Genomic DNA, 14,786 nt, shown 5'->3' with positions numbered 1-14,786 from the left:
AGCAAATGCGGGAGCGACCATGGAGCTGAAATTTTCAAGGGTGGAACGCAAGGGGCCGATCACGATCGTCACGCTGTCGCGACCCGAGGTCTACAACGCGCTGCACACCGACGCGCATTTTGAGCTCCAAAAGGTGTTCGACGATTTCTCCGCCGATGCGGAGCAGTGGGTCGCGATCGTCACCGGCGCGGGCGACAAGGCGTTTTGCGCCGGCAACGACCTGAAGTGGCAGGCGGCGGGCGGCAAGCGCGGCTGGGACAAGGGTGGCTTTGCCGGCCTCACGTCCCGTTTCGACTGCGACAAGCCGATCATCGCCGCGGTCAACGGCGTTGCCATGGGCGGCGGCTTCGAAATCGCGCTCGCCTGCGATCTGATCATTGCCTCGGAGAATGCGACCTTCGCCCTGCCCGAGCCGCGCGTTGGCCTCGCTGCACTCGCCGGCGGCCTACACCGGCTGCCGCGGCAAATCGGGTTGAAGCGGGCCATGGGCATGATCCTCACCGCGCGCCACGTCAGCGCCAAGGAAGGCCAAGAGCTCGGCTTCGTCAACGAGGTGGTGCCACAGGGCGCGGCGCTTGCAGGCGCGCTGCGCTGGGCCGAGATGATCACCAAGAACTCGCCGATGTCGATCCGGGCATCGAAGCAGACCATCCAGAAGGGCCTCGCCGTGGCGCTCGAGCAGGCGATCGAGGAGCAACGGGAATATCCGGCGGTGAAGGCGATGGTCGCCTCGCAGGACTACATCGAGGGCCCGAAGGCGTTTTCGGAGAAGCGTCCGCCGAAATGGGTGGGAAAGTAGCTCCCCTCGTCATTCCGGGGCGCGCCACTTGGCGCGAACTATGATGCGCAATTGCGCATCTGAGAATCCATCGGGCTTCAGAGACTGCGGATAATTGGATTCCGGGCTCGTCGCTACGCGACGCCCCGGAATGACGGTGGAGAGAGTAGCGCGCCTGCCTCAACACCGTCGTTGCGAGCGCAGCGAAGAAATCCAGACTGCACCCGCGGAACGACTCTGGATTGCTTCGCTGCGCTCGCCATGACAGACAGTGTGGCGGCATCTACTCGCCTCGCGACAGCTCGCGCTTGTAGGAGGCGTAGTTCGGCTGATCGACGGCGAGCTTATCCATCGTGGTTTGCCAGAGATGTGCGGCGAGGCCCGGCGTTGTGAGGTCGACGTCACACTTGGCGATGCGTTCTGCCAGCGCCCCGTTCAAATCTCCCACCGAGCCATCCATGCCAAGCAACGCACGCAGCCGTTCCACCTCCTTCGCATCGCTCCCCTCGGCCAGCGTCAACTGCCGCGTCACGAGATCGAGGATGTTGATGGCGACGCGCAGTTTGAACGCCTGGTGACCGGAGATCAGCGGCGTGATGTCGTTGCGGAGGAAATCGGCGACCGACTTGGTCAATTCGGTCGGGGTCGGTTCATCCTGCATGTGTCACCTCCCGCGCGGCGCGAGCAGCCGCAGCAGATCGATCTCTGTCTCGGACGCGCGGCGGCCGATCATCGCGCGCTCCATGGAATGGTCAGGCCCTTCGCGAAAACGCTGCATCATGCCGCCGCACATGATGCCCCAGCGCAGTGTCCCCATCACTTCCCAGAATTTGACGCGCGACGGATCGACCTTGCGGCCAGCGGCCTCGTAGCCGGCGAACATCTCCTCGCGCGAGCCAAAGCCGCCGACGGGCTTGTCGATCTCGCCGAAACGCCAGGAGTTGACACAGACCCAGCCGAGATCCTCCATGGGATCGCCGAGATGGGCGAGCTCCCAGTCCAGCACCGCCCGCACGCCATCGGCGCCGATGATAAGGTTGCCGTTGCGAAAGTCGCCATGCACCAGCGTCTCCTCGACCGACGGGCCGGGATCATGGTCGCGCAGCCAGCGCAGCGCCAGCTCGAACACCGGCTTTGGCCAATTCAGGCTACGATAGTCACGCTCGAACTCACCGATCTCCTTTATCGCCGTCATGCGTCGCAGCTCGGGCAATTTCGACAACGGCAGCTTATGCAGGCCGGCCAGCACGCCGCCGATCTGCCGCGCAAGATGCGGCCGCGCCGCGGCGAATTCGTCGTCGCGCAGGATCTTGCGGGCGATGGTCTCGCCCTCGACCCGCTGCATGATGAAGCCGGTGCCGAGGTCGTCCTCGCCCGTCAGCACGTGCATCACACGCGGCGACGGCACGCCGGCCTCGTATGCGAGCTGCATCAGCTGAGCTTCAGCCGCAAGACCCGCCGCGCGCGTCGGCGCGGCGCCATAGCCCTTGGGTGAGCGGCGCAGGATCGCGCCGATCGGCCCGTCGGGATGCACGATATCGAAGCGCCAGGTTTCCTGGCTGGCGCCGCCCGACAATCTTGCCGTGCTGGCGACGCCGGTTGAGCCCCGGCACCACCGCGCGACGCTGCGGGAAAGCTCCGCGTCGATCATTTGCCTTTGAACTGCGCCGGCCGCTTCTCCAGGAACGCAGTCACGCCCTCCTTGAAATCCGTGGTCGAGCCCGCGATGCGCTGCGATTCATATTCGAGGTTGAGCTGTTCTTCGAACGAATTTTCCTCGCTGTCCCAATAGAGCTTGCGGATCAGCGACAGCGCGATGGTCGGACCATTGGCGAGATCGCGCGCGAGCTTCATCGCTTCCTCCATCAGCACGCCGTCGTCATGGACGCGGTTGATAAGGCCCCATTCCAGCGCCTTCTCGGCCGGCAATCGCTCACCCATCAGCGACAATTCGACCGAGCGCGCCTTGCCGATCAGCCGCGGCAGCAGCCAGGTCGAGCCGCAATCCGGCACGAGGCCGATACGGCGGAACGCTTGCAGGAAATAGGACGAGCGCGCGCACAGGATCATGTCGCCCATCAGCGCGAAGCTCATGCCGGCGCCGGCGGCCGGACCATTGACGGCGCTCACGATCGGGCAATGCAGCCGGCGCAAGCGGCGCAGGAACGGGTGAAACCCGATCTCCAGCGACTGGCCGGCATTGCTGCGGCCCGACGTCTGGTTGTTGCGGCCCTGGAGATTGGCGCCAGTGCAGAACGCGCGCCCCGCGCCGGTCAGCACCAGGCAGCGCACCTCGTCGCGCTTGTCCTCGATCGCATCGAGTGCATCCGACAGGCCGCCCAGCATGTCCATCGAGACCGCGTTCATGACCTCCTGATGGTCGAGCTTGAGGACGGCCACCGGTCCGTCGAATTCGAGCGTGACGTGTTTGAACTGCATCGTTTCCTCGTCGGTTGCGGCCAGCGTCAGTTTCGCAGACCGGAATTTGTTTGCCGGGGCGCATATTTGATTTTTGGCGCGGTCTTGTCCATGGTGGCGCAAGCATACCCCACCGCCATATCGCATGATCTTGCGCGCACCGGCTGACGCGCGTCATGCCGAGAACAGGAAACGCGCCATGAACCTTTTCGACCTCTCCGGCCGCGTCGCCGTGATCACCGGCGGCAATGGCGGTATCGGGCTCGGCATCGCGCAGACGCTCGCCGGCCAGGGGTGCAATGTTTCGATCTGGGGCCGCAATGCTGACAAGAACAGAACCGCTGCCGCGAGCATGGCCGGCCTGCCCGGCAAGGTCGACAGCCGCGTCTGCGACGTCACCGATCCGGCCTCGGTCAATGCCGCGATGAGGGCGACGCTCGACATTTTCGGCCGGGTCGACGGCTGCTTCGCCAATGCCGGCATCGGTGGCGGCGGACGCCGCTCCTTCATCGAGCGCACCGAAGAAGAATGGCGCACGATGTTTGCGACCAATCTCGACGGCGTGTTCCACGCGTTCCAGGCCGCCGCGAAACACATGACCGAGCGCGCCAATGCCGGCGATCCCTTCGGCAGGCTGGTCGCGACCTCGAGCCTCGCCTCGATCTTCGGCACCGCGCGCAACGAGCACTATGCCGCGACCAAGGCCGCCATCAACGCGCTGGTGCGCGCGCTCGGCGTCGAACTGGCGCGCCACGGCGTCACTGCGAACGCGATCCTGCCCGGCTGGATCAAGAGCGACATGACCGCCGGCATCATGGCCAACGAAAAATTCGTCGCCAACGTGATGCCGCGGATTCCGATGCGGCGCTTCGGCGAGGCCAGCGATTTCGGCGGCATCGCGGTGTATTTGATGAGCAAGGCGTCGTCCTATCACACCGCGGATACGTTCGTGATCGATGGCGGCTATACAGCGTTTTGATTTTTTGTAGGGTGGGCAAAGGCGCTCTTGCGCCGTGCCCACCAACGACATTTTCGATTATCGTGGTGAGCACGCTGCGCTTTGCCCACCCTACGATATCTGATTTCGTAAGCGCAAAAGGGGACAGGGCAGATGTTTTCCCACGTCATGATCGGCACCAACGACCTCAACAAGGCCAAGGCTTTTTACGACAATTTGCTGAGCACGCTCGAGGTGCGGCCGGCCAGGGTCGACGGCCATCGCATTTTCTACATTACCAAGACCGGCGTGTTCTCGGTGTCGAAGCCGATCAACGGCGAAGCAGCGACGCCAGCGAACGGCGGCACCATCGGCTTTGCCTGCAACTCGCCGGAGCAGGTCGACGCGTGGCACGCGGCAGGCCTCGCCAACGGCGGCAAGACTTGCGAGAACCCGCCCGGCATCCGCGAAGGCTCGGCCGGCAAGCTCTACCTCGCCTATTTGCGCGACCTCGACGGCAACAAGATTTGCGCGATGCATCGGATGGTGTGAGCGGAGCACTCACAGCGCCGTCATGGCCGGGCATGGCCGTCCGAAGGACGGCGTCGATTCCGCTCGCCTATGTCCCGGTCATCGACGCGCAACATGCTCATCAGGTATCGCTTGCCTCAGGCGCGACTCGCGGCACGATCATCCAAATCCGTGTCCCCTCGCCCGGCGCGCTTTCGAGGCTGATACGTCCGCCCAGCCGATTGAAGACGATGTTATGGACGATGTGCAGGCCGAGGCCGATGCTGCCTTCACTACGACGCGTCGTGAAGAACGGATTGAAGGCTTGCCGGCGAAGCTCCTCGCTCATACCACAGCCATTGTCGGAAATGGCGATCTCGATATCATCCTGGCCGCTGGTGCGAATCTCGACGTTGATCGTACCGCTCGTGCCGTGCGGGAACGCGTGCACAACCGCGTTCATGAGCAGATTGGTCATCACCTGCACGTATGGACCGGGATAACTGTTCATTGCCAGACCGGGCCGACATTCGACATTGAGCGCCAAAGCGCTCTTCCCCAATTCCGGCTGCAGGCTCGCGGCCACCTGTCGCGTTAGCTCACCCGGATCGAAGCTGCGACGCTCGAGATAGTCTTGATCGACCGCGACCTGCTTGAACGACTGGATCAGTTCCGCCGCGCGGGCAAGATTGTCGGCCAGATGCGACGATGCCGTCTGAACGACTGCGAGAAATTCATTCAAGCTTGACCGCTTCAGGCCGCCGCGCGCGACTTCCGCGGCAAACTTTACCCTCTTGCGTTCGAGCGCCGACGTGACCGTCAGGCTGGTGCCGACGGGGCTGTTGATCTCGTGTGCCACGCCCGCCACCAAGCGTCCGAGAGCCGCAAGCTTTTCCGCCTCCACCAGCGAATCCTGAGCCTCCTTCAGACGTTGCAACGCCGCCTCGGCCGCGTCGCGCGCGCTGCGGAGCTCCCGTTCGCTGCGCTTGCGTTCGGTGATTTCTTCCGCCGCAACATTGACGCCGACGATGTTGCCATTGGGTCCGCGCTGCGGATGCCAATGAGTGATCCAGCAGCGTTCGTCGTTGTAGCCGGGACGCTGGCCGTAGACCTCGACCCCGGTGACGGGGTCGCCGGTTTCCATGATGGATCGAACGATGCCCTCGACGGCGGACGCGAGCCCGGGCACGCAATCCTGCACCGTACGCCCGAGATGGCCTTCGACCGAGATACCGCAAATCTCGGTGAGGCGTTGGTTGATCTGCAAATAGCGGCAGTCCGGCGAGAGATAGGCAAGCCCGATCGGCGCCGTGTCGTAGATCAATTGCAGCGCCGGCTGCTTTGGAAACTGCACCTCGCGTACGACGGAAGAACTCATGGATACTCTCCCTTTGCGCGAGCAGCAGGTTAGCCGGTTAGGGCGCGACGTAAAAGTCCCAATATCCCCCGGAAATAGGCTGAATCAGTCCGGAACCGGCAAGAGGAGCAATAGACCGGCGGCAAGCTCTATCTCGCGTACCTCCGCGACCTCGGTATCTGCGCGATGCGCCGGCTGTCGAACTAGCCACACGTACCGCCGTCATTCCCCGCGATGCGCGGTGGGTCCAGTACGCCACGGCTTCTCAATGGACTGACGCCTCGGAGTACTGGATCGCGCGATCAAGTCGGGAGATGACAGCGGAAATTGCAGCGGTCAGCCGGGCCGTTCAAACAACATTTCAAACGCCCTCGCGATATTCCATCGCATGGCATAGATCGCGTGAAAAATGCACGCTCGCGCTTTGACCGCGCTGCGTCTATTCTTGACGGCAACGCCGCTGATCCGAAACGGGAGGAACAACAATGAAACACGCCTACATACCCCGCACCACCAACTACACGCTCAATCCTGGCGACGAGCTCAATGACCTCCGCATGTCGGACCAGGTCCGGCCGCTCTATGATCATGTCAAGAAGTTCATCCGCGACACCGTCGAGCCGATGTCGATCGAGTTCGCCAAGGCCGGCGAGACCAAGGAAGACCGCTGGAGCTTCACGCCGAAGCAGCTCGAGGTGCTCGAGAAGGCCAAGAACAAGGCCAAGCAGGAAGGTTTGTGGAACTTCTTCCTGCCCGATGACGAGACCGGCCAGGGCCTGAAGAATCTCGACTATGCCTATATCGCCTCCGAGCTAGGCAAGAGCCCGCTTGCATCGGAGAGCATGAACTGCTCGGCGCCCGACACCGGCAACATGGAAGTGCTGGAGCGCGTCGGCACCAAGGAGCAGAAGGAGAAGTGGCTGAAGCCACTGATGAACGGCGAGATCCGCTCGGCCTATGTCATGACCGAGCCGAACGTCGCCTCCTCCGACGCCAAGAACATCTCGACGAGCGCAAAACTCGTCGGTGACGAGTGGGTCATCAACGGCGAGAAGTATTACATCTCCGGCGTCGGCGATCCCCGCTGCAAGATCCTCATCGTGATGGTGAAGACCAATCCGGATGCGGCGCCGAGCAAGCAGCAGTCTCAGATCCTGGTGCCGCGCGATACGCCCGGCGTCGAGGTGCTCGGCCCCATGTACGTGTTCGGCCAGGACCACGCCCCGCGCGGCCACATGCACATGCGATTCAACAATGTGCGCGTGCCGAAGGAGAACATGCTGCTCGGCGAAGGCCGCGGCTTCGAGATCTCGCAGCTCCGCCTTGGACCCGGCCGTATCCATCACTGCATGCGCACCATCGGCAAGGCCGAGAAGGCGCTCGACCTGATGGTACAGCGTGGCCTGACCCGCGAAGCCTTCGGCAAGAAGATCGCCCACCTCGGCGGCAACATGCAGATCATCGCGCAGGCGCGCTGCGAGATCGAGGCGATGCGGCTGATGGTGCTCAAGGCCGCGAAAGCCATGGACGTGCTCGGCAACAAGGAAGCTCGCGTCTGGGTCTCCATGGTCAAGGCCATGGTGCCGGAGCGCGCCTGCAAGATCATCGACCAGTCGATTCAGATGCACGGCGCCACCGGCATCTCGCATTGGACGCCGCTTGCGGAGATGTATCAGGACGTCCGCCATCTGCGCTTTGCGGATGGTCCGGACGAGGTGCACTGGATGGTGGTGGGTCGCCACGAGCTGAGCATGGCGTAAGGTCTTTCTTCCCCTTCTCCCCACTTGCGGGGAGAAGGTCGGGATGAGGGGGAGCCTCTGCGAGGACGGTGACAACTGGACTCGTGGAGACTCCCCCTCACCCGCCGCGCGTTCCGCGCGTCGGCCTCTCCCCGCAGGCGGGGAAAGGCGAAGACCTCACAGGAGTCACCATGGACTACACCCCGAGCGACCTCACGCCGCGCGAGCGCTACAAGGTGTTGACGTCCTTTGTGCTGCCGCGGCCAATCGCATGGGTGACGTCGGTCGGCCCGAGCGGCGTGGTAAACGCCGCGCCGTTCAGCTTCTTCAACGTGTTCTGCGAGGATCCGCCGCTCTGCATGTTCGCGGTCAACCGGAAGCCGAACGGCGAGGAGAAGGATACGCTCGCCAACATCCAGGCGACCTCCGAGTTCGTGGTCAACATCGCCGACGAGCCGCTGGCGCGCGCGATGCATGAGAGTAGCGGCGACTTCCCGCCCGAGATCGGCGAGCCCGGCTATCTCGGACTAAAACTTGCGCCGTCGAGGACGATCGCCGTGCCGCGGCTTGCCGACACGCCCTGGGCGATGGAGTGCAAGACCTGGAAGATCATCAACGTCAACGGCGACCGCCAGCTCATCATGGGCGAAGGCCTGCACTTCTACATCCGCGACGAACTGTGGGACGACAAGGCGATGCGAGTACACATGGACCGCTACCACCCGATCGGCCGCATGTTCGCCGACCGCTACTGCCGCACCGATGACCGCGTGGTGTTTCCCGCGGCGGAAGGGGCCAAGGGAAAGTAGATCGCGCCACGGCGTAGGTGCGCTCCCTCGCCCCGCTTGCGGGGAGAGGGTTGGGGTGAGGGGGAGTCTCCGCAGGGACGGCGACAGTTGGACGCGCGGAGAGTCCCTCTGACCCGGAATTCAAGCTTACGCTTGAATTCCGAACTCTCCCCGCAAGCGGGGCGAGGTGAAGCGGCACCGCCTATGACGCGGCTGCTTCCCCGATCTTGTCCTGCGTCCTGGTTTCGAAATCGCTGGCGTCGTGGCGCTCGTGGAGCTGGCTGGCGGGATCGCCGGAGACCCGGTTGACCATGCGGCCGCGCTTCACGGCGGGACGCTTGGCAATCTGGTCGGTCCAGCGCTGCACGTTCTTGTAGTCCTGCACCGACAAAAATTCGCCGGCGCCGTAGACCAGCCCCTTGGCGAGCGCACCGTACCAGGGCCAGGTCGCCATGTCGGCGATCGTATAGTTGGAGCCTCCGAGATATTCGTTATCGGCAAGACGACGGTCGAGCACGTCGAGCTGCCGTTTCACTTCCATGGCGTAGCGGTTAATGGCGTATTCGATCTTGGTCGGCGCATAGGCATAGAAGTGGCCGAAGCCGCCGCCGAGAAACGGCGCGCTGCCCATCTGCCAGAACAGCCAGGACAGACATTCCGCCCGCGCCTGGCCGCCCGTCGGCAGGAAAGCGCCGAATTTTTCTGCAAGATGCACCAGGATCGCGCCCGACTCGAAGATCCGGATCGGCGTCGGCCCGCTGCGATCCATCAGCGCCGGAATCTTCGAGTTCGGATTGACCCCGACAAAGCCGCTGCCGAACTGGTTGCCGTCGATCTTGATCAGCCAGGCGTCGTATTCCGCGCCGCTGTGACCGGCGGCCAGTAGCTCCTCGAACATCACCGTGACCTTCACGCCGTTCGGCGTCGCCAGCGAGTAGAGCTGGAACGGATGCTTGCCGACCGGCAGTTCCTTGTCGTGGGTGGGGCCGGCGATCGGACGGTTGATGCTGGCGAATTGCCCGCCATTCTCCTTGTTCCAGGTCCAGACCTTGGGCGGCACGTAAGGGGTGTCGGTCATGCGAGGGGCTCCGGCGGGAAGATGCGTGTGCATTAATTAGCCCGCAAACGGCCAATGACAAGGCCCGCCCGGTCTGCGCGGGGCGCGGGCCTCAGCCCGGCGTCATGCAGCCTTGACCTTGCCGAGGAAGTCCTGGACCAGCGAGCGCATCGATTGCGCCTCGCGCGACAGCGACGTGGCCGCGGACAGCATCTCCTGCGCAGCGCCGCCGCCGGAGCGCGCCGACTGGCTCACCCCTTCGATGTTCTGCGTCACCGTGCCGGTGCCGGCGGAGGCCTGCTCGGCGCTGCGCGCAATGGCCTGTGTCGCCGCGCCCTGCTCTTCCACCGCCGAGGCGACCGTAGTGGAGATCTGGCTGATCTCCTGGATCGTGCCGCCGATTGCGGTGATCGCGTCGACCGCCTGCGCGGTCGCCTGCTGCACCGAATTGATCTGCTGGCTGATCTCGTCGGTCGCCCGCGAGGTCTGCGCGGCAAGGCTCTTCACCTCGTTGGCGACCACGGCAAAACCCTTGCCGGCGTCGCCGGCCCGCGCGGCCTCGATGGTCGCGTTCAGGGCGAGCAGGTTGGTCTGGCTGGCGATCTGGTTGATAAGGTCGATCACCTCGCCGATGCGGCGTGCCGCCTGCTGGAGGCCACCGACGATGTTATTGGTATGGTTGGCCTGCTCCACCGCCTTGTGGCTGACCTGGGAAGCGAGCGCGACCTGCCGGGAAATCTCGTGGATCGAGGACGTCAACTCCTCGGCCGCCGAGGCTACTGTCTGCACATTGGCCGAGGCCTGCTGCGCGGCCGCGGCGACCGTCATGGCCTGCTGGCCGGTCTGGCCGACCGTCGACGACAGGCCGTCCGCGGTCACCTGCATGCGGCCTGCCGCATCGGCCACGCCGCCGATGGCGGAGCTTGCCGCCGCATCGAACTCCTGCGCCAACTCCATGATGTAGGCAGCATGCCGCTCCTTCGCCTGCCGCTCCTCCTCCTGACGCGCGCGCATCTGATCGGCCGCGATCATACCTTCCTTGAACACGAGCACCGCGCGGGCCATGGCACCGACCTCGTCGCGCCGCGCCGTCGCGGGCACTTCGGCCGTGGTATCGTTCTGGGCGAGGCGCCCCATCGCCTTGTCGAGCGCGAGCAGCGGCTTGGCAATCGCCGAGCGCAGCACGAAACCCGCCGCAGCCGCGAGCGCCATCATGACCAGCAGTACGATCATGATGACGGCGCGCGCATTGTCGTAGGTCCATTCCGCAGTGGCGACCGAGCGACCGGCGCCATCGGTGTTGACCTTCACGAGCTTGTCGGCGTCCTCGAGCAGCTCGCGAAACTGATTTCTACCGGCGAAAAAAACGTCCCTGGCGCCGTCGGGATTGGTGCCCAGCATATCCAGCGCCTTGTCCGATTCCAGGAAGGCGGCGTAGTGCGCGCTGAGGCGCTTGAGCGCGGCCTGCTCCTCCGGCGAGGTCACCAACGCCTCGTAGGATTTGAGGCTGTCGGTCACGGTCTGCTCGATCTTGCGCAGCGTCTGGCGAATCTCCTCGCGATCGCCCTCCTTCGCCATCAGGACCGACAGCTGGTTGGTCCGGATGCGGGCGATCTGGTATTGCAGCCCACGCGCCTTGTCGACGCTCGGCAGCCAGTTGCCGGACAGCTCGCGCGCCGCGCCGTGCAGGTCGGACAGCGATCTCAGGGCAAAGGTGCCGAGCACCACGACCAGCAGCACGACTGCTGAAAATGTAAGCAGCAGCTTGCGCCCAACAGACATGTTGTTGAACCAAGCCATCGCACTCTCCATTCCAGATAGTCATTCCGCGCCTGCGCGCGTTCGTTGTAATGGAGGCGGCTTACCGAATAATTACGTTTCGCCGGACAAGAGCGCTGAAATGTTGAGCGCGCGGCATCGATGCCGGCGCGCTTTGCCGATGTATCCAGGGTCGCGTTTCGGTGGTGTCTGCGATCTAGCCTGTCACCACCTTGCGTGGCTGCACTGCTGCTTCCAACACGAACCCTTCATAACCCTTCGCCGCGACCTCGTCGCAGATCCGCCGGTAGACGCCGACGCCGCCGATATAGGGCATGAAGATGCGCGGCTTGCCCGGAACGTTGGCGCCCATGTACCAGGAATTGGCCTGCGGATAGAGCGTGCCATGAGCGACCTCGTTGACATGGGCGACCCATTTGTCTTCGGCGTCCCCGTCCGCCTCCATGGTGGCGAGGCCGTGCCGGCGCAGGTGGGTGAGGCAATCGGCGATCCAGTCGACATGCTGCTCGATCGACACGATCATGTTCGACAGCACCGACGGGCTGCCAGGCCCGGTGATGACAAAGAGGTTTGGAAAGCCTGCGGTCATCAAGCCAAGATAGGTTTTCGGGCCCTCCGCCCATTTGTGATTCAGCGTCCGCCCGCCGCGGCCGCGAATGTCGATCTTCGCGACCGATCCGGTCATGGCATCGAAGCCGGTCGCCATCACCAGCGCATCAACCTCGTGGTCCGTACCCGCGACACGCACGGTGTTCGCGGTGATCTCCTCAATCGGATTGGTCTTGATGTCGACCAGCGAGACATTCGGCCGGTTGAAGGTCGCGAAGTAATCCGTATCGATGCAGATGCGCTTGGTGCCGATCGGATGGCTGTTCGGCTGGAGCAATTTGACAGTCGCGGAGTCCCTGACGATCTCGGTGATCTTGCCGCGCACGTAGTTGGCAGCGGTGTCATTCGCGGCCAGATCCAGACCAAGATTGTTGTAGACATACATGAAAGTGAGCCCGCCGCGATCCCAACGCGCCTTGAATTTAGAGCGCCTGGTATCCTCGCTGTCGTCGAGAGCGCCGCGATCGGGCTGTTCGGCATAGATACCGTTGCGCGCGACCTCACGGGCGAAGCGGCGGATCTCCGGATAGTTCTTGCGGAACGCATTGCGCTCCTCCTCGGTCAGCGCGCCGTTGCGGGCGGGAATCGAGAAGTTCGCGGTGCGCTGAAATACGGTGAGATGATTCGCTTGCTCGGCAATGATCGGCGCCGACTGGATGCCCGATGACCCAGTCCCGATGAGGCCGACGCGCAAACCCGTGAAGTCCACCGGCTCATGCGGCCAGTTACCGGTGTGATAGATCGGCCCCTTGAAATTCTCGAGACCCTTGATGTCCGGCTTGCGCGCGTTGGACAGGCAGCCGGTGGCCAGCACAATGAATTGCGCCTGAACCGTGTTGCCGTCAGAGATCGTCACCGACCAGCTATTGGCATTCTCGTCAAATACGGCGCGCTCGACGCGGGTGTTGAACTGGATGTCGCGGCGCAGATCAAATCGATCGGCGACGTGGTTGGCGTATTTCAAAATCTCCAGCTGCGGCGCGTACCGCTCGCTCCAGTCCCATTCCTGCTGGAGCTCTTCCGAGAACGAATAGGAGTACTGCATGCTTTCGACGTCGCAGCGTGCGCCAGGATAGCGGTTCCAGTACCAGGTGCCGCCGACGCCGCCGCCCTGTTCGTACACGCGTGCCGAAAAACCGAGCCCGCGCAGGCGATACAGCATGTACATGCCGGCGAAGCCTGCGCCGACGACGACCACGTCGTACGCTTCCGTGGTTGGGGCCGGACTCGCTTGCGCTGACGACATCGACTGGCGCTCCCTCGTTGTTTTCTATTGTTGTGCACCAACATTCTCTGACGCTCGCGAAAGCGCAAGAGGTTATCGGCCGCCCCTGCTCCGCTTATTTTGCGCGACGGAATGGCTCCTCGCGGCACGTGGCGCCTGCACGCAAGATGCGCGACCAAATCCGGCTTGGCATCGCAGGCGACGATGGGCTAGCGTCGGGCGGCCTTCGCCAAGAAAACAACAATGCAAAGCAACAACAGCAACGCGACGGCCGCCGCCGGGAGAGAGCCATGAGATCGCCGATCTGCGACATGCTGGGTATCGAGTTCCCGCTGCTCGCCTTCAGCCATTGCCGCGACGTCGTTGCCGCCGTCAGCCGCGCCGGCGGCTTTGGCGTGCTGGGCGCCACCGTGCACACGCCGGAGACGCTCGAGCGCGAGCTGAAATGGATCGACGACCACGTCGACGGCAAGCCCTACGGCATCGACGTGCTGATTCCCGAAAACATGTCGACCGCCGGCGAGAAGGACGTTACCTGGAAGAGCCTGGAGGCGCGCGTGCCGCAAGAGCACCGCAACTACACTCGCGATCTCCTGAAGAAGTACGACATCGAGCTCACGACGACCAACGTCGCCGACAACCAGCCGCAGCCGTTTGACGCGAAGACCGCGCTGGAGCTGCTGGAGGTCTCCTTCAATCATCCGATCCGGCTGATCGCGAATGCGCTGGGCGTGCCGCCGAAAGCGATGATCGAGATGGGCAAGACGCACGGCGTGCCGGTCGCAGCCCTTGTCGGCGCCAAGGAGCATGCGCTGCGCCAGGTCGCGGCCGGCGTCGACATCCTCGTGGTGCAGGGCACCGAAGCTGGCGGCCATTGCGGCGAGGTCTCGACCATGGTGCTGGTGCCGGAGGTGATCAAGGCGATCAAGCCGATCCGCGACGTGCCGGTGCTGGCGGCCGGCGGCATCATGACGGGGCGGCAGATGGCCGCCTGCATGGCGATGGGCGCGGCCGGCGCCTGGACGGGCTCGGTGTGGCTCGCGACAGTAGAAGCCGAGACCACGGAGATCTTTCGCGAGAAAATGATTGCGGCCTCCTCGCGTGACGCGATCCGCTCCAAGGGCCGCACCGGAAAGCCGGCGCGGCAGCTTCGCTCGGTCTGGACCGATGCCTGGGACCGTGCGCCGGAAAGCCCGGGCGCGTTGCCGATGCCGCTGCAAAGCATCATCAGCCGCGACGCCTTCAATTCGATCGACCGCGCGGCGGCGAGCGGCAACGCCAAAGCGCGCGACCTCGTCAGCTATTTCGTCGGCCAGGGCGTCGGCCTGATCGACAGCGTCAAGTCGGCGGGTGCCGTGGTGCAGGAATTCAAGGAAGAGTTTGCCGAAGCCGTCGAGCACATGAATGCGCTGGTGGCGGAGTGATGTCCGTGGCCGAAGTAGCGCCCGCGGCCTATCCTTCGAGGCTCGCTCGGCGGCGCAAGTCGCCGCCGACCTCGCACCTCAGAGCGTGTGATTTTTTTGGCAGCGTGCCAGGTAAATCTGTCCGAATGCTGGTGGAATGTGATTCTCTGGCGATGATGGATTGGC

Annotated in this window: 13 protein-coding genes; 6 read left to right on the top strand and 7 right to left on the bottom strand. The window is 63.9% G+C overall.

The window, feature by feature from the left end; all coding sequences use genetic code 11:
* Nucleotides 1-19 precede the first annotated feature (19 nt).
* On the top strand, nt 20-799 hold the full coding sequence (locus tag ABIB73_RS33080) for an enoyl-CoA hydratase-related protein (protein ID WP_354231059.1): 780 nt from the start codon (nt 20-22) through the stop codon (nt 797-799).
* Nucleotides 800-1,061: 262 nt separating this feature from the next.
* On the opposite strand, the gene ABIB73_RS33075 is transcribed toward ABIB73_RS33080, so the two are convergent.
* From ABIB73_RS33075 to ABIB73_RS33065, 3 genes are read right to left on the bottom strand one after another with little or no spacing between them, the layout of a single operon-like run.
* Entirely contained in the window at nt 1,062-1,439 is a 378-nt protein-coding gene (locus ABIB73_RS33075; protein WP_354231057.1) for a DUF6285 domain-containing protein, read from the bottom strand.
* Nucleotides 1,440-1,442: 3 nt separating this feature from the next.
* Complete coding sequence (locus tag ABIB73_RS33070) at nt 1,443-2,429, bottom strand: phosphotransferase family protein (RefSeq protein ID WP_354231055.1); 987 nt, start codon at nt 2,427-2,429, stop codon at nt 1,443-1,445.
* Nucleotides 2,426-3,217: an enoyl-CoA hydratase/isomerase gene (locus ABIB73_RS33065; protein WP_354231053.1), complete on the bottom strand. Its 792-nt coding sequence runs from the start codon at nt 3,215-3,217 to the stop codon at nt 2,426-2,428. Before ABIB73_RS33065 ends, ABIB73_RS33070 begins: the two co-directional genes overlap by 4 nt.
* 178 nt (nt 3,218-3,395) lie before the next feature.
* On the opposite strand from ABIB73_RS33065, the gene ABIB73_RS33060 reads away from it, so the two are divergent.
* Together ABIB73_RS33060 and ABIB73_RS33055 are read left to right on the top strand one after the other, a co-directional pair.
* Nucleotides 3,396-4,175 (top strand): SDR family NAD(P)-dependent oxidoreductase, encoded by a 780-nt coding sequence (locus ABIB73_RS33060; protein WP_354231051.1) that lies wholly within the window; start codon nt 3,396-3,398, stop codon nt 4,173-4,175.
* 132 nt (nt 4,176-4,307) lie between these two features.
* Complete coding sequence (locus tag ABIB73_RS33055) at nt 4,308-4,685, top strand: VOC family protein (protein ID WP_354231049.1); 378 nt, start codon at nt 4,308-4,310, stop codon at nt 4,683-4,685.
* A 100-nt stretch (nt 4,686-4,785) separates the two neighbouring features.
* Here the strand turns inward: ABIB73_RS33055 and ABIB73_RS33050 are convergent, their stop codons facing one another.
* Nucleotides 4,786-6,021, bottom strand: coding sequence for an ATP-binding protein (locus tag ABIB73_RS33050; RefSeq protein ID WP_354231047.1), 1,236 nt, complete (start codon nt 6,019-6,021; stop codon nt 4,786-4,788).
* A gap of 464 nt (nt 6,022-6,485) precedes the next feature.
* On the opposite strand from ABIB73_RS33050, the gene ABIB73_RS33045 reads away from it, so the two are divergent.
* Nucleotides 6,486-7,760: an acyl-CoA dehydrogenase family protein gene (locus tag ABIB73_RS33045; RefSeq protein ID WP_354231045.1), complete on the top strand. Its 1,275-nt coding sequence runs from the start codon at nt 6,486-6,488 to the stop codon at nt 7,758-7,760.
* A 170-nt stretch (nt 7,761-7,930) separates the two neighbouring features.
* Nucleotides 7,931-8,548, top strand: a complete 618-nt coding sequence (locus ABIB73_RS33040; protein ID WP_354231043.1) for a flavin reductase family protein — start codon at nt 7,931-7,933, stop codon at nt 8,546-8,548.
* A gap of 181 nt (nt 8,549-8,729) precedes the next feature.
* On the opposite strand, the gene yghU is transcribed toward ABIB73_RS33040, so the two are convergent.
* The 3 genes from yghU to ABIB73_RS33025 form a co-directional block, all read right to left on the bottom strand.
* Nucleotides 8,730-9,605: a glutathione-dependent disulfide-bond oxidoreductase gene (gene yghU, locus ABIB73_RS33035; protein WP_354231041.1), complete on the bottom strand. Its 876-nt coding sequence runs from the start codon at nt 9,603-9,605 to the stop codon at nt 8,730-8,732.
* A 102-nt stretch (nt 9,606-9,707) separates the two neighbouring features.
* Complete coding sequence (locus ABIB73_RS33030) at nt 9,708-11,384, bottom strand: methyl-accepting chemotaxis protein (protein WP_354231039.1); 1,677 nt, start codon at nt 11,382-11,384, stop codon at nt 9,708-9,710.
* Nucleotides 11,385-11,559: 175 nt separating this feature from the next.
* Complete coding sequence (locus tag ABIB73_RS33025) at nt 11,560-13,218, bottom strand: flavin-containing monooxygenase (RefSeq protein ID WP_354231037.1); 1,659 nt, start codon at nt 13,216-13,218, stop codon at nt 11,560-11,562.
* A 269-nt stretch (nt 13,219-13,487) separates the two neighbouring features.
* On the opposite strand from ABIB73_RS33025, the gene ABIB73_RS33020 reads away from it, so the two are divergent.
* The gene (locus ABIB73_RS33020; protein ID WP_354231035.1) at nt 13,488-14,621 is read left to right on the top strand and encodes a nitronate monooxygenase; all 1,134 of its coding nucleotides are present in this window, start codon (nt 13,488-13,490) and stop codon (nt 14,619-14,621) included.
* The last annotated feature ends 165 nt before the right edge of the window (nt 14,622-14,786 follow it).

It is taken from the genome of Bradyrhizobium sp. F1.4.3, from assembly GCF_040548375.1.
Taxonomy (GTDB): Bacteria; Pseudomonadota; Alphaproteobacteria; order Rhizobiales; family Xanthobacteraceae; genus Bradyrhizobium.
The sequence above is the reverse complement of the archived record's forward strand: the minus strand, read 5'-3'. Positions and strand labels throughout refer to the sequence as shown.

Excerpts from the sequence above, each read along its gene's own strand:
- ABIB73_RS33080 (WP_354231059.1), top strand. The coding sequence starts at position 20 with ATGGAGCTGAAATTTTCAAGGGTGGAACGCAAGGGGCCGATCACGATC.
- ABIB73_RS33075 (WP_354231057.1), bottom strand. The coding sequence starts at position 1,439 with ATGCAGGATGAACCGACCCCGACCGAATTGACCAAGTCGGTCGCCGAT.
- ABIB73_RS33070 (WP_354231055.1), bottom strand. The coding sequence starts at position 2,429 with ATGATCGACGCGGAGCTTTCCCGCAGCGTCGCGCGGTGGTGCCGGGGC.
- ABIB73_RS33065 (WP_354231053.1), bottom strand. The coding sequence starts at position 3,217 with ATGCAGTTCAAACACGTCACGCTCGAATTCGACGGACCGGTGGCCGTC.
- ABIB73_RS33060 (WP_354231051.1), top strand. The coding sequence starts at position 3,396 with ATGAACCTTTTCGACCTCTCCGGCCGCGTCGCCGTGATCACCGGCGGC.
- ABIB73_RS33055 (WP_354231049.1), top strand. The coding sequence starts at position 4,308 with ATGTTTTCCCACGTCATGATCGGCACCAACGACCTCAACAAGGCCAAG.
- ABIB73_RS33050 (WP_354231047.1), bottom strand. The coding sequence starts at position 6,021 with ATGAGTTCTTCCGTCGTACGCGAGGTGCAGTTTCCAAAGCAGCCGGCG.
- ABIB73_RS33045 (WP_354231045.1), top strand. The coding sequence starts at position 6,486 with ATGAAACACGCCTACATACCCCGCACCACCAACTACACGCTCAATCCT.
- ABIB73_RS33040 (WP_354231043.1), top strand. The coding sequence starts at position 7,931 with ATGGACTACACCCCGAGCGACCTCACGCCGCGCGAGCGCTACAAGGTG.
- yghU (WP_354231041.1), bottom strand. The coding sequence starts at position 9,605 with ATGACCGACACCCCTTACGTGCCGCCCAAGGTCTGGACCTGGAACAAG.
- ABIB73_RS33030 (WP_354231039.1), bottom strand. The coding sequence starts at position 11,384 with ATGGCTTGGTTCAACAACATGTCTGTTGGGCGCAAGCTGCTGCTTACA.
- ABIB73_RS33025 (WP_354231037.1), bottom strand. The coding sequence starts at position 13,218 with ATGTCGTCAGCGCAAGCGAGTCCGGCCCCAACCACGGAAGCGTACGAC.
- ABIB73_RS33020 (WP_354231035.1), top strand. The coding sequence starts at position 13,488 with ATGAGATCGCCGATCTGCGACATGCTGGGTATCGAGTTCCCGCTGCTC.